The organism is Aquirufa sp. 5-AUSEE-100C1 (assembly GCF_054558655.1).
On record NZ_JBPXKO010000002.1, the window covers coordinates 204753 to 231443 of the forward strand.

20 protein-coding genes are annotated in these 26691 nt (G+C 37.8%); 5 read left to right on the top strand and 15 right to left on the bottom strand.

Going from position 1 to position 26691, the window contains the following annotated elements; genetic code table 11:
* Positions 1-169 precede the first annotated feature (169 nt).
* From ACMH5P_RS04745 to ACMH5P_RS04800, 12 genes are all read right to left on the bottom strand, one after another.
* Entirely contained in the window at positions 170-916 is a 747-nt protein-coding gene (locus tag ACMH5P_RS04745; RefSeq protein WP_459493181.1) for a WecB/TagA/CpsF family glycosyltransferase, read from the bottom strand.
* A gap of 11 nt (positions 917-927) precedes the next feature.
* Positions 928-1470, bottom strand: coding sequence for an acyltransferase (locus ACMH5P_RS04750; RefSeq protein WP_459493182.1), 543 nt, complete (start codon positions 1468-1470; stop codon positions 928-930).
* 4 nt (positions 1471-1474) lie between these two features.
* Entirely contained in the window at positions 1475-2635 is a 1161-nt protein-coding gene (locus tag ACMH5P_RS04755; protein ID WP_459493183.1) for a glycosyltransferase, read from the bottom strand.
* Between the two features lie 85 nt (positions 2636-2720).
* Entirely contained in the window at positions 2721-3542 is an 822-nt protein-coding gene (locus ACMH5P_RS04760) for an alpha-1,2-fucosyltransferase (RefSeq protein ID WP_459493184.1), read from the bottom strand.
* A gap of 469 nt (positions 3543-4011) precedes the next feature.
* Positions 4012-5013 carry a glycosyltransferase gene (locus ACMH5P_RS04765; protein WP_459493186.1) on the bottom strand — a complete coding sequence of 334 codons (1002 nt, stop codon included), beginning with the start codon at positions 5011-5013 and terminating at the stop codon, positions 4012-4014.
* Positions 5006-6154, bottom strand: coding sequence for an O-antigen ligase family protein (locus ACMH5P_RS04770; RefSeq protein ID WP_459493187.1), 1149 nt, complete (start codon positions 6152-6154; stop codon positions 5006-5008). The genes ACMH5P_RS04765 and ACMH5P_RS04770 overlap by 8 nt, the downstream gene beginning before the upstream one ends.
* Before the next feature lie 215 nt (positions 6155-6369).
* Entirely contained in the window at positions 6370-7116 is a 747-nt protein-coding gene (locus ACMH5P_RS04775; protein WP_459493188.1) for a glycosyltransferase family 29 protein, read from the bottom strand.
* A gap of 31 nt (positions 7117-7147) precedes the next feature.
* Positions 7148-8614, bottom strand: coding sequence for an MATE family efflux transporter (locus ACMH5P_RS04780; protein WP_459493189.1), 1467 nt, complete (start codon positions 8612-8614; stop codon positions 7148-7150).
* A 441-nt stretch (positions 8615-9055) separates the two neighbouring features.
* Positions 9056-9757 (bottom strand): acylneuraminate cytidylyltransferase family protein, encoded by a 702-nt coding sequence (locus ACMH5P_RS04785; RefSeq protein WP_459493190.1) that lies wholly within the window; start codon positions 9755-9757, stop codon positions 9056-9058.
* Between the two features lie 46 nt (positions 9758-9803).
* Positions 9804-10808: a mannose-1-phosphate guanylyltransferase gene (locus tag ACMH5P_RS04790; RefSeq protein WP_459493191.1), complete on the bottom strand. Its 1005-nt coding sequence runs from the start codon at positions 10806-10808 to the stop codon at positions 9804-9806.
* Between the two features lies 1 nt (position 10809).
* Positions 10810-13233, bottom strand: coding sequence for a GumC family protein (locus ACMH5P_RS04795; RefSeq protein WP_459493192.1), 2424 nt, complete (start codon positions 13231-13233; stop codon positions 10810-10812).
* A gap of 6 nt (positions 13234-13239) precedes the next feature.
* Entirely contained in the window at positions 13240-13908 is a 669-nt protein-coding gene (locus ACMH5P_RS04800; RefSeq protein ID WP_459493193.1) for a polysaccharide biosynthesis/export family protein, read from the bottom strand.
* A gap of 416 nt (positions 13909-14324) precedes the next feature.
* Here ACMH5P_RS04800 and ACMH5P_RS04805 point away from each other — a divergent pair, with 416 nt between their 5' ends.
* From ACMH5P_RS04805 to ACMH5P_RS04815, 3 genes are all read left to right on the top strand, one after another.
* Positions 14325-14783 carry a hypothetical protein gene (locus ACMH5P_RS04805; RefSeq protein ID WP_459493194.1) on the top strand — a complete coding sequence of 153 codons (459 nt, stop codon included), beginning with the start codon at positions 14325-14327 and terminating at the stop codon, positions 14781-14783.
* Between the two features lie 95 nt (positions 14784-14878).
* Positions 14879-15106 (top strand): helix-turn-helix domain-containing protein, encoded by a 228-nt coding sequence (locus tag ACMH5P_RS04810; RefSeq protein WP_459493195.1) that lies wholly within the window; start codon positions 14879-14881, stop codon positions 15104-15106.
* Between the two features lie 290 nt (positions 15107-15396).
* Positions 15397-17175: an Lcl C-terminal domain-containing protein gene (locus ACMH5P_RS04815; protein WP_459493197.1), complete on the top strand. Its 1779-nt coding sequence runs from the start codon at positions 15397-15399 to the stop codon at positions 17173-17175.
* Positions 17176-17654: 479 nt separating this feature from the next.
* On the opposite strand, the gene ACMH5P_RS04820 is transcribed toward ACMH5P_RS04815, so the two are convergent.
* Positions 17655-19256 (bottom strand): carboxylesterase/lipase family protein, encoded by a 1602-nt coding sequence (locus tag ACMH5P_RS04820; RefSeq protein WP_459493198.1) that lies wholly within the window; start codon positions 19254-19256, stop codon positions 17655-17657.
* Between the two features lie 606 nt (positions 19257-19862).
* On the opposite strand from ACMH5P_RS04820, the gene ACMH5P_RS04825 reads away from it, so the two are divergent.
* Positions 19863-21266 carry a PQQ-dependent sugar dehydrogenase gene (locus ACMH5P_RS04825; protein WP_459493199.1) on the top strand — a complete coding sequence of 468 codons (1404 nt, stop codon included), beginning with the start codon at positions 19863-19865 and terminating at the stop codon, positions 21264-21266.
* A 130-nt stretch (positions 21267-21396) separates the two neighbouring features.
* Entirely contained in the window at positions 21397-23826 is a 2430-nt protein-coding gene (locus ACMH5P_RS04830; protein WP_459493200.1) for a TonB-dependent receptor, read from the top strand.
* Here ACMH5P_RS04830 and ACMH5P_RS04835 read toward each other — a convergent pair.
* Positions 23823-25919 (bottom strand): outer membrane beta-barrel protein, encoded by a 2097-nt coding sequence (locus tag ACMH5P_RS04835; protein WP_459493201.1) that lies wholly within the window; start codon positions 25917-25919, stop codon positions 23823-23825. The genes ACMH5P_RS04830 and ACMH5P_RS04835 overlap by 4 nt on opposite strands.
* On the bottom strand, positions 25906-26502 hold the full coding sequence (locus ACMH5P_RS04840; RefSeq protein WP_459493202.1) for a DUF4956 domain-containing protein: 597 nt from the start codon (positions 26500-26502) through the stop codon (positions 25906-25908). The genes ACMH5P_RS04835 and ACMH5P_RS04840 overlap by 14 nt, the downstream gene beginning before the upstream one ends.
* Positions 26503-26691: the final 189 nt, after the last annotated feature.

Consider the following 26691-nt stretch of genomic DNA (forward strand, 5'->3'; position numbering starts at 1 on the left):
ATGCTTATTATAAACCCCAAAAAAGTAGAAAGGGTAAATGGAATTCAAGATCTCTTTGAACCTATTTACAAGAATTTCAATTTGGTTAACTGTATATAAATGGAAGCAATTCAATTAGCTAAGTTGAATAGATAAAGGTTATTGAATTTCACCAATATTATATTTTTCATTAAAAAGGATTTTTATATAAACCCAGCTTTTGCTTTGCTACTAAGAAAAAAAAAGGAAAATCATCAATTAAATAACGCTTCCACAAACGTCTTGGCTCACTCAACAATCTGTAAAGCCATTCTAAATATAATTTCTGTACTATTTTGGGAGCTCTTTTTATATTACCAGCTTCAAAGTCAATCGTAGCGCCTAATGCCATAAATATATTAATATTTGACATTTCAGATTTGTATTTCATAATCCACTTTTCTTGCTTAGGAGCACCAACACCAACAACTAAAACATTGGCACCAGATTTATTAATAATATCTATAATATAAGTACATTCTTTCTCATTCTTTTCAAACCCGTATGAAGGGGAATGAGCCCCAATAACTATTTCCCAACCCACTTTTTTATTAATGTTCTTCATCGCAACTTCTCCAATACCCGGTGCTGAGCCTAATAAAAAAATACTGATGTTTTTATTTGATTTATGATAGGTGTAAAAAGCAGGTAAAAATGAAGAACCTGGTATAACTTCTTTAAATCCTTTTCCTAGAAATCTAGCCGCAAGATTTACTATTTGACTATCACAAACTACCCACTCAGCGGCTTGATAGCAGCATGAAAAATCGTAATCTTTTTGAAGTTTTACCAAATGATCGACGTTGGGGGTAATTAATACTCCCTTTTTTAGTTGGTGTAATAAGTCATTTAACGTAATAGAACAAATCTTTATGTTGAATAATTGAACTTTATCCATTAAATAAGTAATTATAATGCAAACCAATAATTATAATCCAATGAATATTTAATATCAGTTGATCTCTCTTTTATATACTTAGCAGGGTTTCCTCCAACAATGGTATATGGAAAAACATCTTTGGTTACAACACTTCCAGCTAAAATAATCGCGCCCTCATGTATTGTAATACCTGGCATAATCAAGCAATTAGAAAAAATAAATACATTGTCTTCAATAGATACAGAAGCTCCTTTTGTTTTAAAATGTGGATCATTTAAGTCATGTCCTAAAGTATAAATTTTGGTATCATGCGCTATTCCTACATTATTCCCGATGGATATACCTCTTCTATTGTCTAAATAACAACCAAAATTAACAGTTGAATTTTTCCCCATTTTAAAATTACCTATATGGAAAAACTTAACATTACGATGTATACTGGAATGTCTATATACTTTTATGCCAAATAATTTTAAATAAAATGACCTTAATGAAACAGGAAATAAGTTAATAGTTGAATTCAAAAATTGTACAACTAAAAACTTTAATTGAAGCAAAATTTTGGTTTTCATTTTATTATTTTTGACTAAATACCTTTTCAAATAGGTTCAACCAAATATTATAAATTTTATCTAAAGAAAATCTATTGCTAGTTTTAATAGCATTTTTAGCCATATTATGTAATAGACTTTTATTTTTCATTACTTTTTCCAAATTTTGAGCCATCAAATTTACATTAAAACCGTTCTCATCAGGACTCACTACAATTCCATCAACCTCTGATTTTATTATATCATACACGGCCGGATAGCTTCCATAAACAATAGGAACAACACCAAAATGCATACATTCTGCAATTACTAAAGGGAAGCCCTCATATTCTGATGTAAGAAGAAGAATAGAGGCTCGCTTGTAATACTCCTTTGGATTCTGGAATCCTTTAAGAGCAACATTCCTCAATCCCAAAGCATTGATTTGATTTATAAGATTTGATTTTTCAGGGCCATCACCAATCAAAGTTAGTTTCCAGTCAGGAAACTGCAATTCAATTAAGCTCCATATTTCTATTATCCTACAAACTCTTTTTTGATTAAAGTCTAAGCGTCCAACATAAATTACTTCTCTTCGTTTATCCGATTCATTATATACAAAGTTCTTAACATCAATCGTTATAGGATTTGCGATTACTTCTAGTTTATTACAATCATTTAAATTGATGAATCTCTTAAAAATGGGAATAAAACTCTGTGAAAGTAAAATATAGGCATCACTTCTGCAATAGACATAATGCATGCTTTTAGCAGTAATAAAATGAATTCCTTTTTTTTTTATTTTTAAAAAATGTTTATAAAAACCACTTGAAGTGGCAATGTCATTTTCAACTTTTACAAGTCTATTATTTTTATTGGGAACATTGTGATGAACAGAAATGTACTTGACAGGTGTACCTTTTATTGCTTTATGTGCAAGCCACGTTGGTCCATAGGGTAGCCCCCATTGGTTTATAATTATATCAATACTATTATAAACAATAATATCATTTAATTTATAAATATTGTATTTTGAATATAATGGTGAATCTAAAATGTGAACTTGAATCTCCTTATTTAAATCTTTTTTAAGCAATTCAGGAGGTTTTTCAAATGCAACAAAAGAAACCTCATGCCCCTCAACAATAAACTTATTCGCAAGAGTTTGACTTACTACCTCTACTCCACCTATTGTATAGTTTTTCATCAAAAAAAGGATGCGCATAGAGATAATTTCATGTAGAGACCTTAATGAGAGTTATAATCCTAAATGTTAATTCAAGATAAAATGTTTATTTTGAAGGTAGACCAATCCAAGAATCTTTAAAAATATTCGGATAGTCTTCATAACGAATCCATTCTTTAGGGAAACAAACAATTGGATTATTTTCATTCAAATAAGCTCCCCAATAACTAAAAGTGCTATTGGCAATTATATTAGCCTTGCATTGAGTCATTAAGTACATGTCTTTATAACTGTTTTTATCAGTATTCCATGTTATATAGATAGCATTCTCTATTTCTAAGTTCAATTTAACCCAATCAATATCATCTGAAAAAACAAAAAAAATGGGATCATTAATTTTATTTATAATATACTCAATTGCATTATCATAGTAATATTTTGTTGCTATATCTCCTAATTTTTCAAAGTATTGCGGTGATAAGAAATCCCCACGTCTGATATGTATAGAAACAGAGTTTGATGAATGCATTTTATTTACTATAGATTCATTTTCTGATCCAAGCTCAAACTTTCGAAAACGTATCAATTTTGCATTATTTTCGTAATAAGATTTATCCGTTTTAAAAGCATTAAATACAAAAGCATTTAATTTTGGTTCACAAGGATTCAAACTTACAAAACGATTATTTGGGGAAATTTTTTTATAAACAAATAAGATGACAATAATAATTTTAACTAACCACGAAGTTGGAGGAAGTTTTAGATCAAAAACTCTATCAACTTCTAATCCAGATACATGTTCACTAAATTTAAATTGAGGATAGACACCATAAATAATTTCATTTGGATACTTCTCAGACAAATATTTGTAAAAGAAATATTCGAAAATCTGGTTCCCTAAACCTCCTCCGAAATATAAGATTTTCATTAATTATTTGTAATAAATAATTTAAGTTAAATTAACGGCGGAGATAGAATCGGCGGGGGTACTTTTTGAAACGATACGATTTTATCAAATTACAGAAAAGGCAACTTTTATTTTAACTTTTAAAACAATGCACTTGAAGCAGTATAACACATTGTCTTCTACATTTACCTGATTTAAATTCTCAATTTCAAAAACTCCTAAATTGAAAGTTGAATCTTCTATAAAGTATAATTAAATATTTATTTCTATTTTATTTAAGAATTTTCATTAAACTTTAATAATTGTAAATCCTGCTTCAAGAGCTAAATTTATAAACCTCTATCAAGGACAAAAATTTTATATTCAATTTAATTTTGTAAATATTCTTCTATCATATCAAAAACAAGAATGTGATAACCAGTCTATTTTTAAAAAATCCTTGAAATATCACTTATTTAAACAGAAAAAAATCATTTTGAATTAATAATTCTTATATTTTTTTATAAATTTTATTTTTCAAAAAACTCTTTATTTGAATTTCCAACTTTGGAATAATCCAATACTGCATTCCCATAAAAAAATTCATACAACCTACTTGATTGGGCCTTAGCGCAATCTCTCTAGCCTTATTGGTAATCAATTTTTTATTCTGATCATAAAATTCAGAAAAATCATTAGTAAAAATCTCATTTCGAGAAAAGCAAATAGTATCTTTCAAGCAAGTAAATATCTTAGCTTTAAAAAGCCAATAGTCACTACTATTTTGATTTTGGGCGGCAAACTTTTCAAGTGCTTCATATATTCTTATTAAGTCATAATTCATTTTCATGGTTCTTGAGCTAGTAATAGAACCGCTTGACCTTAGAAGATAACAATATATAGGCCTTGGCAATATTAAAAGGGAATCTGCCAAGTAAAGCATACGAAAGCAGAACTCTCCATCTTCATGGAATACACCTGGCATAAATCTGAGCTCATTTTCAATCAAAAATTTTTTTTTAAAAATATATCTTGGACAAGCTGCGCAATTAGCATTATTATTTTTAAACATATAATCTTTTCCTGACGTAACACTTAGATTTGGCTTATATTCCAAATCCATTTTTCCGTTATCTTCTCTACAAGTTTGTAAAACTGTGGCAAAAACATCAATTTTGTCGTTTTGATTTATCTCAGAAGCAATGTAACTTAAAGCATCGGGCAAAATAGTATCGTCACTATCAACAAACCAAATATACTCACCTTTAGCTCTATCTAAACCAGAATTGCGAGCCACACTAAGTCCTTGATTTTCTTGTTCAATCACCAAAAGGTTACTATATTTTTCGGCAAACTTATGGACTATTTGCATTGAATTATCATTAGTTCCATCATTAACAACTAGCACTTCAAAAAAGGATAATTCAACTTGTTGTTCAAAAATACTTTCTAAACATTTTTGAATATAATTTTCTACCATATAAACTGGAACAATGATAGTTATTCTAGGCATATTTTTTATTTAAAACTGGATTAATTGCCAATAGTTTCTCATGTTTATACATCAAAAAAAATATCGAAAACAGTATCGAATCTCCTACTCCAACAAGGCTAGTTGCTGTACGCATTAATAGCCAAGATAAAACGAAGCCTATAATCATCCATTTGTATTTTAATCTCATCGTTACGCTAAACAATCCTATATAAATTGAAATATATGCTAAAAATCCAATTATGCCAGACTGCGCTAAAAGAGGGAACCAAACTGACTCTGCTCCTCCTATTTCTTTACTACCAACCTTTGACATGTCAAACATTTGTCCATTTCCTAGGATTGGAGAAAGCGAGAAATAATAAATAGTAGTTTCCAACTGGGTCATCCTAAGTTCTGAGTCAGAACCTCCTGCTTGTTCTGCGAATATAGGATTGATTAGACTCTGAATTGAGAATAATATATAATCAAAAACAAAATATGATATACATATTATTCCGCACACAACCGATAGAAAATTCTTCCTTAAAACTTGAATTATTTCATTGTAAAAAAAGACCAATGGAATTAAACCAATTATTGGTGTTCTGGAGCCACAGGTCAAAACTCCAGAAAGCAGCAAAACTACTGAAGAAAATACTAAAAGATTTAGTCGCAATACTTTCGATTTGATAAGTAAAAAATATAATATCATGTAAATAAAAGCTACACATACGACACCGTAACTTATTGCATGGGGTATAAATGAACGTATTCGTTTGCCTTCAATAAATCTTGAAAGATCATTCTCAGAGAAAAATGCCACATTTTTAATTGCAATAGACTGTATATATTCATCAAGTGGATTTACACTGAAAAACAACTCAATCAAACCGTTACCACACAATATCAGAGAAAAAACTAAATATGATTTTATTGCAAACTTTAAATCTCTCTTGTCCTGGATACATAAAAAATAAACATAACTAAATAAAATAATACTAATTATAACCCTAGGGATATTACCAACTACAATTACAGGTAGAAAACAATTTAAAATATAAAGTGAACTATATAACCAAAAAGTTTTTTCTAAGGGAAAGTATTCTTTTTCCCATCTTTGTTTATAGTTGACTAGGTATAGTAAAATTATAACAAAACAAACTGCCAAATCGAAGGACAAGTCGGGATTCTTTACTAAATGTACATTGGAATTAAAAAACAATTTACATGGAGCATATAATAAAACACCCTTCTTAAAGTCATTTAACAAGACTAAGATTAGAAACGCGAATAAACTATAAAGTATGATCATATTTTAAATTAAACAGATTAAACTCAATATTTACCTGAACATCATTGTCCATCTCATGTGCTATCTTAGACATTGCCTTATAATCAAAATAAAATTTTTTTCAACCCATCATCTATCATCATATTAGGAGATGTAATATATTTTTTTTTGAACCATTCATATTCATATTCAGTATTATGGATTTTATTTTTATCGATAATATTCTTAAAATCTTCAATACTATCAACAATTTTATATTCATCTTGATACGGTGTTCTATAAAAAGTAAAGCCGGTTATATATAATTGTTTATATTCAGCTCTTGACATTAGATAGAGAGCAGCAAATCCTGTGGTTGGTCGATAGCCCCCGAGATCTTTTAAAATTTCAGCATACATAAATTTATCTATGCAACTAATTTTTAATTCTCCTTTACTGTTAGCAATGAATTTATTAAGAACGCCATTAAAATTTCTGCCATACAACGGGAAAACAACTTTTTTTACACCTTTTTGAATCCATTCAACTGGTTTAATTTCTCCACATCCGTTTAAAGGATCTTCATCTAAACCACTAAATAGGACGTCTGTTTTATTCCCTAAAAAAGCAGCTTGTTCAATATATCTGTCTATGCTACGATTAATTCTAATTACAATATCAAAACTATCAATATAACTTCCATTTTTTTTCTCCAATGCGGTTGCTGCAGGACCAACTATTGCTATAGTTTTGTTTTTGTAATCGGAGAATCTGAAATTTTCTACTGTTGACCTATTATATAAAAGCGCTAATACTTTAATTTTTAAAGAATCACTTTTTTTTTTACAATAAATAATTACACTTTTAAACATGTTTGAATTCAAGCATTTAAATATGTGTTACTTAACATCTGACATAATGATTAAATTTATTTACTAAAAAATATCTCATTAAGATTCGCTCTTCCTTATTTAATCCTGTAGATAAAATAATAACAAAAAATAAAACTTCAATTATGATTGAACTATAAATTATTTGAAAAAAAGTAGCCTGATCTTCTTTTCGAAAAAGTATCGTAAGGATTATAAATGCAAAAACGATTACTACTCTTAAAAAATAATCGTTTAACTGTTGCCTTTGAAAATGCAAATACTTGTTTATAAAATAATATCTAAATATCTGTATTAAAAAAGAAATAAAAAACTTCAATACAAATGCAATTGTAGGATTACAACCCATTTTTAATAATACATATGCTATTGGAAGAGTTAATAAATTAAACAATGCAAGTGGAATACTGTATTCCCTAATTTTATTTATCGCTTGAGCTGAAATAGCAAAGGGGCCAGCTAAAGCATCTAAAAATGAACAAAAAAGAATAATTTGTACAAAACTTTCTATATAGTTAGGTAGTTCATCTCCTATCCAAAGAATTAAAATTGATTTGGTGAAAATCAGAAATGGTAGAGAGACTATAACCAACAAAAAAAAAGAATATTTAGAAGTACTTAAGACAATTTTCTTGCTTATTTCAAATTCGCCTGATGCATAGCTTTGAATTATTCGTGGAGAAAATGCCATCTGAAAATTTCCCACAAAAGAATAAATTGCTCCATTCACTTGAGTCGCAATACCCAATGCAGCATTTATTATCACTCCATTAAAAATATTCATCATCATATTTAGCCCTTGATTAGCCCCTAACGCAGTAAGCTGACTCAAAAGCATCCAACTAGAAAAAGATGTCAATTCCATCAAACGAATAGTATCCTTGTACCTTTTTATAGTGGTTTCTACCCGAAAATTTATTCTACAATATCTGTAATAAAAAATATTGGTAATAATGTTTACTAACATTAGTAATAAACTGTAGAACATCAATTTGTCACTATCGGGAAACGCTAGAAGAAAATATACGATACTTAACTTTGCGATTGTTTCAAAAATACCCAAAAACGCAAAATATGTCATTCTCTCATTTGCAATAATCATAGCGTTATATGGAACCCTTAATACATCAAAAACAGCTGTAATTACAGATAACTGAAAAACAAAATTTGCAGCTAACATTCGATCTGCAGGTATATTTAGTGTATAATTCAAAATCCATAATCCAACAGTTTCAGCAATAAAAATAACTAGCAGCGAGATTATAATTTGAATCGAAAGACATACATTGAAGGTCCTATTAATATTCTCAATAATTCCAGACGCTTTCTCTACATGAAAAAAACGATTTGTAGTCATTGACATTGGGCCATTTAAAAAAATTAAAATAATTACAAATCCGCCAACTAAATTATAAATACCAAAATCTTCAACACCTAGAGTTTGCAAGACAACTCGAGAAGTATACAAGGAAACTACCATATTAAATAGCATCCTTATATATAAATAAAAGGTATTTTTCGCAATGATTTTTGAGTTGGATTTCAATTATATTATCTTGTTTATAGTTGATGGATATTTTAAATATCAATTTTACTTTTTAGATGAAAATATTTAAATACCAATGCAAACACCAATATCATTTAAATGTTATTCAATTCTAACGAGACACGAGATTTACTAATTTTTAATTCAAACTATATTTTAAAGTAAAAAAATAGCCTCTTGAATTCCTAATTAAAAATAAACCTCATTTAACTAAATAATAATTTTATTTTGCCTCTTTACTCTAAATCTAATTTTCTAAAATATCTACATTACAATGTGCTCTAATTATTGTGTATTTATAATTTTCACAGACGATTTACTCGACTTTTGGGTAATAAAAACGAAAAGTACTCAAATGATCAAATCTAAATCTAGCTATAAAAAATATGGATCTTCGTCATAAACGGCTTCATCAAGATCTAACCATGCTTTAGCCACTTCAAGATCTAATCTATCGTCAATGTCTATAGAGGCTCTTTTATCAAGTTCGAACTTATAAGGATTAGGTCCATGAAAATATGACCACTCGATCATCTTCTTCCTCGGAGCAAGAAGTACTCCGTCACTTACAAAATAATATTTTGGTAATTGTTGTGAAGGCACGTGATTTAATCCTAATTCATAATTTAATGGTCCAATTTCATTCCACATATACCTCCTAAATGGTTCAACGGAAATCAATGAATCAAATTTACCTTCATTAAGAATTTCAAAATACTTATTAATTGCATTTTTGTAAATTTTCGGAAATACTAATGGTGACGTGCATGGTGCCCATAAAATGTGATCACCTTCAACCGATTCTGCAATATGCTTTACCACTTCTCCAAAAGATCTAGTTTCTTCATCACAATATTCAATATCTCTTTTGTGAGTCCCAACCCCCATATCCTTCGCAAAATTTAACATTTTATCAGAATCGGAGGAAACTATAATTTTGTTTATTTCGTTAACTTTTTTCAACTGGTTTAGTTTAAATAATAGTAAATTCACTCCCGCGAAAGGAGAAATGTTTTTATTTTTTAATCTTCTACTTCCTGCACGTACAGGGACAATTGCAGTTATATTTTTTCCCATGATATTTTATATTAATTTATACATTTTCATCTTATTCAAAAATAAGCTAATCTATTAAGGTTGATTTTTTATGCTCTAGTCGTTCATAAACCACTTTAACCGCTTGACTCTGGTACCTAGGAACAACTAAGATGGCATCCGCAGTCTCCACGACAATAAGATTTTCAACACCAATCAATTCAATATGTTTAGGGGATTTGGTAATCACAAAATTTGAATTATCTACATTTTCCGCTGGCTGATTTTTTTCTTGATAATCCCACATGGAGTCAAAAGACCCTAAATCTGACCAGAGCATTTCTGCCGCAACAACTTTCAAGCGTTGACTCTTTTCCATAACAGCATAATCAACACTTTTTGCTGGTATTTGATCCATATACTCCACAGGTACAAAACCCTCTTCTTGGGCTGCCCATGCTTGCTTTGTTTTGGTAAAAATTTCTGGCTCATAGTTAGCTAACTCCGTTAAAAATAGACCCGCCTGAAAACAAAATATACCTGAATTCCATAAATAATCGCCAGATTCAAGGTAATGCGTGGCATTTTCCAAACTTGGCTTTTCTCGAAATGCCATGACATCATTGCCTTTGTATTGAATATATCCATATCCCGTTTCAGGATTATTTGGAGCAATACCAATGGTCACAATATATTCCTTGCACGCCAATTGATAAGCCTTGTGTATAGCTTGTAAATAAGCTTTCGAATCTCCAATCATGTGATCCGATGGGCATACCAAAACAATATCGGTCGGCGCTAAATCCAAACAGGCCAAACAAATCGCTGCGGCCGTATTTCTTGGCGTTGACTCCGTAATAAATCGTACGTTTTTCTTTGATTTTGACTTAATGAATTGCTTGGCAAGATGCATCGTTGACGCATTACCTACGATGATTGTGTGACTGGCAATAGGCTCATTGCGTTCAACGGAAAGTTCAAATAAGGACTTGCCTTCAAAAATTGGCAAATACTGTTTGGGACAAGATTTTCTCGATAATGGCCATAAGCGACTACCGACTCCCCCAGACAACAATACATTTACAATATCCATACTACGATTTTTTGGATCGACTTATCTTTGACCATAAGGTACGTTTGGCACTTTTGTCTTCTGCATAATATCCATAACCGTATCCATATCCATAGCTGTAACCGTATCCATAGCCGTAACCGTATCCATATCCATACCCCTTCCCATACATCTTCACTCCACGCGGCTTGAGTCCATTGTAGACTAGGTTCAACTGATTGAATTTCTTCGCTACAAAGAGCTGTTGAATGAAATCCAAATAATTTTTGGTCGTGTAATTATGACGCAATACATAAAGGGTTGCCTGGGCATGATGGGCTAGTACCTGCGAATCCGTCACCAAGGAGATCGGTGCGGTGTCCATCACGATGTAATCAAAACGTTCTTTCAATCGTTCCATCAATTGCTGAAAGGCCTCTCCACCCAATAATTCCGTCGGGTTCGGCGGAATCGAACCCGCAGAAACCAAGTAAAGATTTTCCACATTTGGAACCTCTTGAACAATCTCATCTTCTGTGGTCAAATCAATTAAATAATCCGTTACTCCGACTCCCTTCGCCAACCCAAAATATTGTCGCACCTTGGGTTTACGTAAGTCCAACTCCATGATCAAAACCGAGCGACCTGTCAACGCTATCGTAGCCGCTAAATTTCCTGACACAAAGGATTTCCCCTCCCCCGAAATCGATGAGGTCACCTGAATGACATTGCCTTTGGGCTGATTCAAACCCAAATAAGCCAAGTTGGTCCGTAACATCCGAAACTGCTCCGCCAAGATTGTCCGCTGTCCATGCTTCACTACGATGTGTTGATCCGCTTCCCCTTGTGCCAGCTCCCCTAGTATCGGAGCCTGAACACGTCGTTCGATATCAGAGCGGAACAAGACCTTCGGGTTATACGTCTCCTTAAATAAGACATACAAGACACCCAATCCCAATCCAATCGCCAATCCAATCAAGTAAATAATGTTTCGCTTGGGTTTAATCGGAGATTCGGATACCACGGCGGGTTCCACTACCCGACTGTCCGCTATGGCCGATGCGGATGACAGGGCGGATTCCTCTCGCTTTTGGAGAAGAAAGGTATAAATGGTGTTCTTAATTACCTGTTGCCGACTGATCTCCACCAAAGCCTTTTCCTTGGATGGGATTTCGCCGAGCATCGAATTACTTTCCTTCAACTTCCCTTGTAAATTATTTTGAGCAGTCACCAAGTTCTTCCGGATATTTCCTAAATTCTCTAAAATCGAGGGCTTCAACGCCGCAATTTCATCGCGCAATTGTTCCTGCAAATCAGACTGTCCACCGGTTACCTTCGAGACACGTGACAATTGTAATTCAGTCTCATACAATTTAGTCAAGAGCTGAACCAAGGTTGCATCGTTAATTCCCATCAGAGAAGGGACGACCGCAGTACTTGGTTTTTTGGCCGTCACATAGGATTCGATATCGGCTAAGACCGACAACTGTATTCCGATCTCTGAAATTCGTTGGTCATTTTCTTTGACCGACTCCAGAAATAATTTTCCTTGCTCACTTATATTCACGATTCCCTCACGGGTCTTGTAATCCTTGATGTTTTCTTCTACCTGTTCTAACTCGTTGGAGACAATGCCTAATCTACCCTCCACAAATCGCAAGGTATTTTTAGCCACTAAATTCTTATCCTCAATCGCAAATTCATCATACACCTTAAACAGCTGGTTCAACACATCCCGTCCTTTGGCAGGAACGGTAGTTTCCATACTCAAGTAGATAACCGTTGATTTTTTTGTACTCGCCTCCGCTTTCAAGGAAGCAAGCAAAGAATTGGAAACTTGCCCAACCGAATGTGTTTCCAGTAAAATCGGAAAAGGATTAGGTGCATTTCGAGGTAGAATAAAATTGGGATTCTTTTCCACCAAAAACCGCTGGCCATTAATCCGAACAAAGGAACCCAAGGGATAAGATTTACCCCGGATACTAAAGCGCTTTTCGGCAAAACTAATCTCCACAGGAATCGCCTCACGAACTTGTTCTACGGAATCCTTGTGTAGAGCCGTGATTTTTAACGGTGCATTTCGCCCATATAATTCATTATCCATCACGTTCCCCTGATGGATTTGTGTCGTATATAGATTTAAGTCACGAACTACTTGATCCATCAAAGGACTGGACTGAATGATTTCAATTTCGTTATCCACGACCTTTTTATCTCCGAAAATATCAAAGGCGTCCAACATCTGTGCAGCACCCGCCCCGTTCTTATCATCTTTCACGAGTAATTTGGCATTGACCTGATAAACCGGAATGGTATATCGCAGGTAAAAGAAGGTTCCTACCCCACTTAAGAAAAGGGTAATTACAAAAACGGGCCAAAAGGGTAAATAGGTTTGGGCTATTTGGGTAAACAAATTGCCGTCCTGAGATTGATTCACTGAAAATGAATCATCGAATTCAGATTGCATGAAATACTATTTAAAGAAATTGTTGATAACCAGTACGAGAAGCGTCGCACTGCTGATGATTGCCGGCAGATAGACCGACGTTTCGCTTCCTAAGAAGGCTTTTGCCTTATTAGGCTCTACATAAACCACATCATTGCTTTGTAGGTAAAAATGAGGGGATCGAAATAAATCCATCCGGTTTAAATTGACACGATGAAATTCTTTCTTTCCTTCATTTTCATGTATAATTAGAACATTGTTACGATTACCATAGGCGGTTAAATCTCCAGCCATACCTAGTGCTTCTAAAATGGAAATACGCTCGTTAGAGACACTAATCGTCATAGGACGAACTACTTCCCCAAGAACCGTCACCCGGTAATTCATGAAACGAATGCTAACAACCGGGTCCTTCAGAAATGGAATAAGTGCAATTTGAATTTGCTGGGTGAGCTCTGATTTTGTCAGTCCTTTTACATGTAGCTTACCGATTTTAGGCAATTGTATAGTACCTTGATTATCAACCAGTAAGCCTGGCGTAACACTCTGTGTCATAAAATTAGCTCCCGCCGCATTGTTGGCCGGAACTGCGTTCACACTATTGAATTGCGCTGAACTGGTGGGATCAGAACTGCTGATACCTATAAATAATATGTCACCTTGTTGGATAGTCGGCTCAAAGGAATGTTGAGCCATCACGAGGGTTGTGTCTTGTTGGCCTTTGAAGTAAGCCAGCTCTCGGTTAATACCGCAAGAACTCAAAATAAGTAGTAGTACAAAGAGAAGTACTAAATTTTTAGAACACATGCGCAGCGATTTAAATAGTAGAATTAGAACTAGGAATACACGGCTTCGCCGTCCTGAGTCCCATTGAGCCAGCATTAGAAGACTTGGCGGGAATCAAGAATAACTAGATACTTCAAAGGAAATAAATCAGGAGGGACATAATACATCAATAACCATTATAACATAAATGACTTTTTGTACCAAAATTTAAATTATTGACCGTTAAATAAGTTATGTATTGTTATAACTGATATAACATATTATAGCAAATATGACATATTAGATTAGAGCCAAGCATAGAAGCTTTAACAAAATAGATTAAAGACGTGGAAATATTTGTAACAGCAATTTTAGCACTCGCAGTAGGCTTAACTTTTGGATTTAAATTCAAAAAGGGCGAAGTCAACAAGGAGAAAACATCTCCACAGTGGGCAGAAAAAACACCCCATTTTTCAAATCCCTCTGGTTTAGAAAACACCATTTCGATCTACTTTGATATCCTCGAAGTCAGATTCATAAAACGCCTACTAGAAAGCGAAAACGATGAGCTATCGGTGGGTGAAACAAATGAAATCCTACGAATAGAGAAACTCTCTAAAGAAAATCAAAGACAACGTAGGCACTTATTCCTAAAAGAATTAAATATGAAGCTCAAAATGATTTTTAACATAAATGAATGTATAGAAAGACAGTCAACAGAACTTGATCGAAGATCGAAAACGTATAGCTTAAACAGTCAGGTAAATACAAAGTTATTGATCGAGTTAATAGAAAATAAAAGCTAATTCTTTAGTTGGAATATATTTAGCAATCAAACCACCCATTCCCATGCCACAGATTTGACATTGTAAGGCTAAATCTACTATGTCAAATTTGTGGCATGGAATCAAGCAAAAAAGAAATAAGTAAGTTGGTCGGATTGAATATCCGAACAATCCGAATCAAGAAGGGCTTGACAATCGAAAATCTCGCTGCAGAGGCTAATATGGAATATACTCAATTGAGTAGAATCGAATTAGGTCATATAAATACGAGTATTTTTCAAGTATATAAAATAGCCAAAGCCTTGTCGGTGAACATCTGCGAACTGTTTATCAATATCAAATAAAAAATCCTCCCTGAATCTCGGGGAGGATTTCCGTAATCCTAGTTCTAATTTATCTTTACACGGAGCCAACGTATATTTTCATATGACGAAGCTTCAATTGCAAATAAATACAACAAGACAAATTTATTATTTATCATTTGTTAAATAGCGTTGGTCTGACCTGATATTCATCATTAAATATTTTTTTTACGTAGTTTTGCTCAAATATTCCTTGGCGAAATGCCAAAGGACCTATGGGTATACCTAGTTCTAAACAATTATTTTTTTGGCTAAGCCTACTGGGCCTTTTTGTGTCATGCAAAAAGGAATCACTTCCCATTGCCCCGAACGTACAAACCAAGGAGGCCATCAATCCCCGTGCAACTACCGTCACACTTCAAGGATTCAATGCCGCTGAAAACATTCTGGGCGTAACGGAACGTGGATTTTTTTATGCCGATCATAATAAACCCGAAGAACTATTAAAGCACAAAGTGAGTGCCAGCCCGGGCGAAGGTGACTTTGCCGTCCTCCTTACCGGCCTAAGTGCTGAAACGCTCTATTCGTTCGTCGCTTTTGCCAAAAATTCAGAAACCACTTCCCTAGGACTGACTAAAACCTTTACTACCAAAGAATATACCCTACCGGAAGTTAGTACAGACAAAATCAAAAACGTCTACATCAATTCCTGTCAAGTAGGCGGTATCGTCAGCTACGACGGCGGAAAAGTAGTTACTGAACGCGGATTTTGCTGGAGCATCTCCCCCAACCCCACCATTCAAGACTACAAAGTTGTTTCGGGAAAAGGCGAAGGCCCCTTCGATAATTTTCTCAATGGACTCAATGAAAATACGACCTACTATGTTAAATCCTACGCGATCAATGCACTGGGGATTTCCTATGGAGAAGTTCTCAGTTTCAAAACAGGTAATTTCAGCCTACCCAAAGTAGGAAGCATCAACGTCAATGAGGTGACCAACGCAACAGCTAATTTTCAAGGGGAAGTTTTTGACAACGGTGGATCTGGCATCACAGAACGTGGTTTCCTACTCTGCCCGGGCATCGAAGAACTGAATGATTGCCAAAAGTTCATTATTCCTGGGGATGTCGGCGCTTATCGTTTAGTCGTGACCAATCTAAAGACGAACGTCCAATATTACATGCGTGCCTTCGCCACAAACAAAAAAGGAACGGCCTATGGAGCGCCCATCCCCTTTACCACCGGCGACTACACGTATGCAACGGTTAAGACGGTTTCGGTAACCGACATAGGTCTTCGTGGCGCAGTGCTGACAGGATCCGTGACGTCGGAAGGAAATACGGCAGTGACTGAAAAAGGATTCTGTGTGAGCATTGTCCCCAACCCAAGCATCAAAAACCTGAAATACCCCGTGGCGATTGGAAAAGGGCCCTTTACCTATTTCCTGGGGAACCTATCCGAAAATAAGACCTATTATATCGTGGCTTATGCCATCAATACCAAAGGCGTCTCTTATGGTACCCCAATCACATTTAAAACGCTTTCCAGTGTGCCAGTCGCACCGGTGACTCCCACGGTACCGGGCCAACCGGCGACGCCAATCACCTCGACCTTAAAAATAGGGGATTTTCACCAAGGCGGAATCATTGCCTATTTCTTCAAAGAGAATGACCCAGGCTATGTCAAGGGCGAACAACATGGTTTTGTGGTAAGCCCAGAAGATGTATCCACATCGACGTATTGGGGATGTCCCGGATTATTCATCACCAAAGCACGCAACGAATACATCGGTGCAGGCCTTGCCAATTCCGCCGAAATCGTTCGAATGTGTAATACGCCAAACTCCGCCGCACGGCTCTGCGCAAATTATACCTATGCCGGATACACCAATTGGTTCCTGCCTAGCAAGGATGAATTACACCAAATCTACTTACAGGCTGATAAGATAGGAGGAATCGATAAAACGGATCTTTACTGGTCCTCGACCGAATACCAAGGGCAAACCATTACGGATCAAACCATTGCCTGGTTGCAATTATTCATCGATGGTAGCTACCGCGAAGCTCGAAAGAATGAGTTGTATCGCGTGAGGGCAATTCATTATTTCTAAGCACATCTGTTTAGTTATGAATCTAAATATTATCGGACACATACCTTGAATTGTTAGGTTATACGCAATCTCGTTTGCGAATTGCCTGTAGAGACGCGATACCTCGCGTCTAAAAAAAACGTAGAGACGCGACACCTCGCGTCTAAAAAAAACGTAGAGACGCGACACCTCGCGCCTAGTCAATCCATCATAAAAACCTGTAGAGACGCGACACCTCGCGTCTAAAAAAAACGTAGAGACGCGACACCTCGCGTCTAGTCAATCCATCATAAAAACCTGTAGAGACGCGACACCTCGCGTCTAGTCAATCCATCATAAAAATCTGTAGAGACGCGACACCTCGCGTCTAGTCAATCCATCATACAACTACCTAAGACGCGAGGTATCGCGTCTCTACAAAAAACAAAAAAGAGACGCGGAGTATCGCGTCTCTACAAAAAACAAAAAAAGAGACGCGGAATGCCGCGTCTCTTTTTAATTTAATTTGCTGTCAACTCAAACAACTCCTTATCCAATTGGGGTTTGACCACACAGTTATTATCCAAATGCATCGTTGGCGTAGCCGAAGCATTATACGCTGGCCAAGTTGGCAAGGCCTTGTGATTCGGATTACCCATCCGAGCAAAATTAATCCAAGCTTGACTCACCTTATCCGCTAAGGCATACGCCTCCTTGCCTCCACCGGTCATGTTCTCGCAACGCGCAATGTTATTGAAGCAGAAAGGTAATTCGAAACAGTGCATCGACTTATATTTTCCATCCATCACAGGCGATTGCCAAGTAAATAAATACATGTAAACAGGGGCAGCGTTTAAGGCCGACTTCAAATTCGCCTGAACCACAGCACCCGGACGGAACATGATATCCACGTCCATTAAATCCGAGGGTTTGGTATCATTCGGATACGCCTTACGAACAGCAGCTTTGACAGCCTCCGCTTTTTCACCATAGGTTTTCTTCAGGTATGCTTCCACTTCTTCTTGGGTCGCATTGGACATATTGCGCATCAAAGAAGGCATAAATTCGTTCTTCACTGTTCCAATCAGTAATGGCACATCTTTCGATAACTTCATCGCCTCATCCGAAAACAATTGATAGGGCAATAAATCACCATCGACACTTGGGCCCCAACTCAAACCAAATCCTCCAACGGGTTTTCCTGCCGCTTTTAATTGCGCCGCCACTACTTGCAAGGCCTTATTCCCTGCACTGGCTAATTTATCAAATGGAATCTTTTGCAAGGAATCCACGTTAGACGCCGAAATATTCAATGCCTTTAAGACCTCAGCGGTAATCGCCTGGGTTGTCGACTTATCCAACATCGTTCCGCGGAATGCCCCACTCTGATTAATTGCCTTGTGAAACAAACCTTTGGCAGATGGCATAGCCATTAAAGTATTTACCTTCGCGCCTCCACCCGATTGACCGAAAATCGTCACATTCGACGGATCTCCACCAAACTGACTGATGTTTGCTTTCACCCATTCCAAAGCCGCCTTCATATCCAATACGGAGTTGTTGGCCGAATATTTATACTTCTCGCCATAGGCCGACAAATCCAAATACCCCAAAATATTCAAACGGTGGTTAATCGAAACGACAACTACATCCCCCTTTTTCGCTAAATTCTCTCCATCATAGGACTTCAATTCCTCCGCAGAACCTGCCGTAAATCCACCCCCGTGAATCCAAAACATCACTGGACGCTTCTTACCATCCTTGATTCCCGGAGTCCAAACGTTGATACGCATGCAATCCTCATTCGTATATCCCCATGAGTGATCGAACACGAATTCCGATTCATCTTGTACTTGGGTGGTTGGGTTCAACAAAGGTGCTACCGGACCATAGACTAAGGAACTACGCACATTGCTCCATGCTTTTGGCTTATGTGGCGCCTCAAAACGATTCGCTTCCGCATAAGGAATTCCCTTGTACGTATAAATTCCACCATGTACGTAACCACGTACCTGACCGGATTCGGTTGGCACAACGGCCACCTCTTTGCTTAAGGTAATTTGCGCATTCGCATTCCAAGCGCCCATTAGACAGAGGCCTAATGCTAAAAATAACTTTTTCATGTTTACAGGTTTAGCTATTGTAATAATTTGATACAATAATAAAGGTAATTTTCACTTTGACAAAAAATCTACGATGTAGATACAAAAAACTGCGACCAAAATATTTTCAGAGGCATATAGTAGAGACGCGATACCTCGCGTCTAGTCAATCCATCATAAAAACCTGTAGAGACGCGATACCTCGCGTCTAATCAATCCCCATAAAAACCTGTAGAGACGCGATACCTCGCGTCTAATCAATCCCCATAAAAACCTGTAGAGACGCGATACCTCGCGTCTAATCAATCCCCATAAAAACCTGTAGAAACGCGATACCTCGCGTCTAGTCAATCCCCATAAAAACCTGTAGAGACGCGATACCTCGCGTCTAGTCAATCCATCATTTAACTACCTAAGACGCGAAGTATCGCGTCTCTACAAAAAAACAAAAAGACGCGAAGTATCGCGTCTCTACAAAAAAACAAAAAGACGCGAAGTATCGCGTCTCTACAAAAAAACAAAAAGACGCGAAGTATCGCATCTCCACAAAAAACAATCCATCCGGATATCAGGTTAACACCTAATTAAAAAATAATTACCTTTAGCCTAGATTAAAATCCCTTTACCATGCAAAAAAGAATTATCCTTTTCGCCCTTCTATCCATCAGCGCCGTTTCCATCATGTCGCTTCGCAAAAGCCCGGCGAAACAAGTCGCCATCGACGGCCCTGCCGAGAAAACCTATACGCAATACTGTGCCTCCTGCCACGGAGAAAAAGTGGAGGCATTTGTAGACCGCCAGTGGAAACACGGCAATAAAAAAGAGCAAATCATCGCTAGCATCACGAATGGATATCCCGAATTAGGTATGCCCACTTGGAAAGAAGTCCTAAGTCCGCAGGAAATCGAAAAACTAGCCGACCTGATCCTGGAAAACCTGGCGGGCGTGGAGCAATATAAGTTTGCGAACAAGCCAACCAGCAATATTTTCAAATCGGAAGGCATGACGGTTCAATTAGATACGATCGCGAAAGGCTTGGATAGCCCTTGGGGATTTGCACAATTGCCATCACTAGATTACCTAATTACGGATCGTGCGGGTAAATTGTACTTGGTTGACCAAAAACAAAACAAAACGCTCATCACAGGTACACCGGCTGTCATGGCGAAAGGACAAGGGGGCTTATTGGATATCACCCTGCATCCACAATACGAGCAAAACGGCTGGATTTACCTATCCTATTCAAAATTCAGAACAGAAGCTGGTCAAACCGAAACTACGACAGCCATCGTTCGCGGTAAAATCAAAAACAATCAATGGGTGGAGGCGCAAGAAATCTTTGAAGCAAAACCATATACGAAAACTTTCCACCACTTTGGCTCTCGTTTGGCCTTCGATAAAAAAGGTTTCCTTTTCTTCAGCGTCGGCGAGCGTGGCATGGAAAAAGTATTCCCGCAGGCTTTGGACAACGACAACGGAAAGATTCACCGCATCAAAGATGATGGAAGCATTCCGGCAGATAATCCTTTTGCCAAATCGGCTAACCCGACGGTTTACTCATACGGCCAACGGAACCCGCAGGGCTTAACCTTAAATCCTTTCACAGGTGCTATTTGGGAAACCGAACATGGTCCACGAGGAGGAGATGAAATTAATATTATTCAAGCTAGTAAAAATTACGGATGGCCTGTTATCTCCTATGGCATCAACTACGATGGAAAACCGATCACGGCCATCTCCAAGAAAGAAGGCATGGAACAACCGATCAACTACTGGATTCCATCCATCGCCCCATCGGGTTTAACCTTTGTGGTAGGCGACAAGTATCCAGCTTGGAAAGGTAATTTGATGGTTGGATCGCTTCGTTTCAACTACCTAAATCGTTGTGTCATCAAAGACAACAAAGTAATCACACAAGAAAAAGTATTAGTTAACATCGGTCGGATGCGAAACGTCGAGCAAGGCGTCGATGGATTCCTCTACGTCGGAACCGAAAATCCCGGCATGGTCTTCCGATTGAGACCTTTGTAATTCTTTTAAAAAAGCCTGATTCATTCAGGCTTTTTTTTTGCCACTCATCCCAATCTCCTTGGGCATGCAACGGATTCGATGGAATTTGCATCTGCTATTTTTCATCAATTAAATTATTCAATCCGCCAATATGCGTTATTTAGTATTCTTAGTTCTTTTTTCAAACGCTCTTTTTGCCCAGAATAGCCTGAGTTTCCAATTAAAAGATTCCAACAAACAAGATCTCCCCTTCGCGAGTGCCTTCCTGAAAAAATTACCCGATTCTACCTTGTACAAAGGTTTTTTGACCGACGAGAATGGTTTGGGGAAAATCAATAAAATCCCAGCGGGCAACTATTTTTTACTCATTCAGTCCACGGGCTTCGCACCCCAAAAAGTAAGTTTGCCTACCCTGACGGATGAATCAAACATTGATCTAGGGGTAATTACTTTAGTCAGCCTTTCCCGTGAATTAGCCGAAGTAGAGGTGCGTGCCACGAAACCGTTCATCGAAAAAAAACTGGATAAAACGATCGTCAATGTCGAGAACTCCGCGATGGCCGCCGGAAATACGACGATGGAATTATTGGAACGCTCACCTGGGGTGATCGTAGACAAAGACGGCAACATTTCCTTGCGGGGAAAATCAGGCGCTAGCATCATGATCGATGGAAAACTATCCTACCTATCCGGAAATGATTTAGCGAATTATTTACGCAACCTCCCAGCGGATCAAATTTCTACGTTGGAAATTATGACCAATCCGTCCTCGCGTTACGATGCGGCAGGAACCGGTGGTATCATCAATATTAAATTAAAGAAGAATGCCAACATCGGCATGAACGGGTCCGCGAATGCGACCTTGGCACAAGGATTCTTTTTTCGTCAATCGGTGGGGGCCAACATCAACTACCGCAATAACGGATGGAACTGGTTTGGGAATGCCTCGGTCGTCAATCGTCCCAACATGGAGCGCAATTATTTGATGCGACGATTTACGGCCCAACAAGAGAACTGGGAACAAAGTTTTCAATATGCAAATCAAAACAAAAGCTCTCAATTAAAAGGTGGCGTCGACTGGTACTATTCACCTAAAACGACGGTGGGTATTTTGGTTTCCGGTGGATACAACCACAATCAATTGACAGATGGGTTAAACCAAACCGTTCAAATGAATAACCGCAATGAAGTGTTATCGCGTTTGGATACCTACAATTCCTTGGAAAATCCTTTCTACAACTATGCAGCAAATTTCAACTTCAAGCATACGTATGATTCTACAGGTCGGGAATTAACGATCGATTTAGACCATGCGCGCTTCGTAGATGACAGTCGGAATAACTACCGCTCCCGCTACGTGAACCCCTTGTACCTGCCGATCAAACCCGATTCATTATTACGCACCCAATCGCAATCATTTATTAGCCAATACTCCTTGAAATCCGACTATGTGATTCCTTCCTTCTTGAAGGCCAAATGGGGAATGGGAATGAAGTCATCCTGGGTAAGCACGGATAATGATTTACAATTCCGAGCGAAATCGAATCTGGCAGAATTCTATAATTTTCTAACGGGCCAAAGCAATCGATTTGTATACACGGAGCAAATCCATGCCGTTTATTTGAATACCGAAAGAGCCATCGGAAAATGGAGCTACCAAATCGGTCTTCGAGGAGAATGGACCTTGGCCGATGGAACCTCTAAATCCTACACCGGCGAGCCCGACAAAACCTTTCACCGCGATTACCTGCAATTATTCCCAAGCGCCTTCTTACAATATGAGGCCTCTAAAAAGCATACATTGGGGATAAATTACAGTCGGCGCATCGACCGCCCTGGCTATTCCGATCTAAATCCATTTGTCTTTTTCCTCGACAACTATACCTACAACGTGGGAAATCCGATGTTGATGCCTCAATTGACCAACTCGTTGGAATTCACCCATACCTATATGGGAGCCATTTCGACGACCTTTGGCTATAGCCATACGGACCAGGTCATTACCCAGTTATTGAAGCAAGAAGCTGAAACTCGCAAGACCTTCCAAACGACGGCGAATCTAGCGAAACGGACGACGTATAGCATTGGTGTCTCCCTTCCATTACCGATCAATAAATGGTGGACAAGTAATTCAGATATTTACTTTAATCGTGCCGAATTAATTGGAACGATATCCGCAGTGGCTATTGCACCCGTAAATAACCAATTTTACATTTCGAGCAACCATACCTTTACCTTACCGAAGGATATTAAATTAGAAATAGGTGGAAATTATTTCACGGGCGGTTTAGAAGGTGCATTTATTTTCGGTGCGGGAGGATCGCTTAATATGGGTATTCAGAAAACCGTCATGAAGAAACGCGCGACTATTCGTCTGAATGCACAAGATATCTTGTATACCTCGAATCCGCAGGTAAAAATCAGATATGCCGACTTGGACGTTTTGGTTAAACCGAGAAATGACTCACGCGTTGTGCGTTTGAACTTTACGTACCGATTTGGCAATGCTTCCATCAAAGGAGCTCGTCAACGGTCAACCGGTTTAGATGCCGAAAAAGGACGTGTCAAAGGAGCAAATTAATCCTCTTCCCCGGCCTCGTCTTCATTGACAGCTTTCCGATTTTTCAAACCCGAATTTTTCTTAGGAGCCAGTTTAAAGGCAATTCCTACATAGAAAATTCGGGTTTCTTTTTTCTTCAACAAATCGTTGACATAACCAAAAGGACGCGAGTCATAAAAGGTTTGTTGGGTATCAAAGATATCGTTCACCCGAGCATTTAACACCCACGTTTTCCATTCCTTTTTAACACCAAGGTCCACTGTGTAAAATCCTTGAATAATTCCGAGTGGGTGAATTTGGGCCGACTGGTAGATCCCACTCAGTTGGACGGAAATTGATTTCGATAAATTCCAAATTTGACTCAAACGGGCATTCCAACTCCAGCGATTCAGGTTCAAATTCATCTCGGCTACTTCCCCTTGCAAGTCGGTCTGATAAATCGAACTCGTCAGGTTGACCTTCCAGTTTTTGGTGGGGCTAAAGGAACTGATATTTTCAAAACCCAAGGTATTCGAATGTGAAATATTCTCAAAGCGGGTTAAGGTCGTATCCCCTTCGAGAAAAGTTCTCACCCGGCCTACCAGTTGATTGACCCGTCGGTAAAACAATTGATTCGTCGTATGAAAAGTACCTTGGTCATACGAATGTTCGATTTCTACCAAGTAGGTTCTTTCCGGCTGGAGCATCGTATTTCCCGATTGCAAATTCAGTGGATCTGCGAAGGAAATAAAGGGATTCAAGGCTTTATACGACGGCCGGTTGACGCGCGAATTTAAGCGCAGACCGATTTGTTGGTTTTTACTTACTTGCTTCTCTGCCGAAAAGGATGGGAACAATTGGACGTAATTCAAATTCGCCTGCGTTGCCTCTAAACGTAAACCCCCTTGGATCTCCCAGGAATTATTCACCCATCGGCTTGACCCATAGATTGCCTGAATGCGTTCCAAATAGGTAAACTGGTTGCTACGTCTTGTATCCAGCTCCCAAGTTCCCCGTAAACGCTCGTAGCGAAAATCGGTATCAAAAAGTCGTTCAGTCACTTTAAAACCATATTCCAAGCGAAGTTTTTTCGAATATTGCGTCTCCCAATCTCCCTGAAAAAGCAACGTATAATTCGAACTAATCGCAGAAGATTGCTCTATGCGGTTCGCAATATTCGAATTTGGGGTATCGAAGCCCTCATAAAAATAGCGTTGTAAGAAATCATTTTGGTCGGTACCCTGATTCCGTATCCAAAGGAAATCCAGGTTCACCGAGGTTCTTTGTTTTTCTACAGTACGCAGGGATACTAAAATATCCATCCCGCGATCTTCTCCGCGTTTGTCGGCATCTCGAATGTAATAGCGGTCAGGCGCGCGAACGAATTGAGAACGATTCAAGCGCTTTTCATCGTTATGATCCGATGCCAAACGACCAATCCATTGAGCGCCTAAACTCCAACGTGGATTTAGGCTATATTCCATTCGGCCTTGAATGGCATGGTTATAATCCCGATTAACCTCAAAGGTCTCCTGATTGATTTGGGAGAAACCAAAGGGGCTCGGATTCTCGCGATAGAGTGACTGGTAATTATCGCGAATGGATTGTTTGAAGTTATAATCGAAGAAGTAATTGAATTTTTTGATGCCATTTCCGTAGCGCGTGGAAAGCGCGATTTGGTCATGGGTTCCCCATTGGAGATTGGCTTGAACTTGTTGGGAAGCTCCACCCTTCCGCAAGACTATATTTAGTATCCCCGTACTTCCTTCGGCGGAATATTTCGCACCGGGGGCGGAGATAATTTCAATCGATTCGATCCGATCAGCCGGAAAAAGGGCTAACGCATTAGCGCGCGAGGAGGACAATATCCCCGACGGTTTCCCATCAAAATAGATGGTCAAACTTTGGCTTCCCCGGTATTGAATGCTGCCGTCTCCAGCTACATAAATAGATGGAATGTTCGCTAAGACATCGAGTAGATTACCGCCGAGATTTGTGAGATTGGCACTGGGGTAAAAGACTTGTTTGCCGAATTCGGGCCGGGAGGCTCGAACTTCGACGTTGGTAAGCGTATCAACTTGTGCGAAGCTGCTGAAGGAAAAAAGGAATATAACAAGAAACCTAAGCTTCCGCATCCTGGGAATAAGTTTCGTTATCCTTGGAATAATAGTAGGCTTTGAGCTGAGCGACTCCGCGTTGATAATCTACTTTGACTACCTGTACCCGATGAATCGGTTGGCCCGTCTTTTCAATCAAATCTTGGATTAAGAGCGCCTTTTGATCTGGCTTAATTAAGGCTAAATTTTCATAGGTCAGCACTTGAAAATTCTCATGTGTCAAGGTAAGAAAACGGCCCAACAAGAAAGTTACTCCTACAAGAAGTCCGTTTGCCAATATCAACATGGGATAATTTTCTAGGGACGAAATCGAATTGATAATACCCAGCGTAACAACCAGGAAAAAATAACCCATTTCACCGATGGGAACGGTAACCGTTCGGTAGCGAAACATGGAAAAAAGCGCGAATAGACCGAAGGCAAATCCGAATTTCAGATCGGCTTCGGCTAATAAATAGCAAAGAACAAAAAGTATCGAATTAAATAGAAAGAAGGTGAATACGAAGTCTTTATTCTTGTATTGCGGATAATAGATAAAACGAATCACGATAAACGTGAAGAACAAATTGATTAAAAACCGCAGGGCAAATAGCTCAATCATGGTAAATAAATTTTTCAAATGTACACAATTTATTAAGCGTATTCCGTTTAAATGGCAGAAGATATTTTGTCGGCGAATAGACCGAATTGGTAGTCGGCCTAAACGCAAAGGTCGTTACTGACGAGAATCATATCGGGGAACTCCTAACTTCGTGGAAATTATCTTAAATTGCTTTTACAAATCCCATAT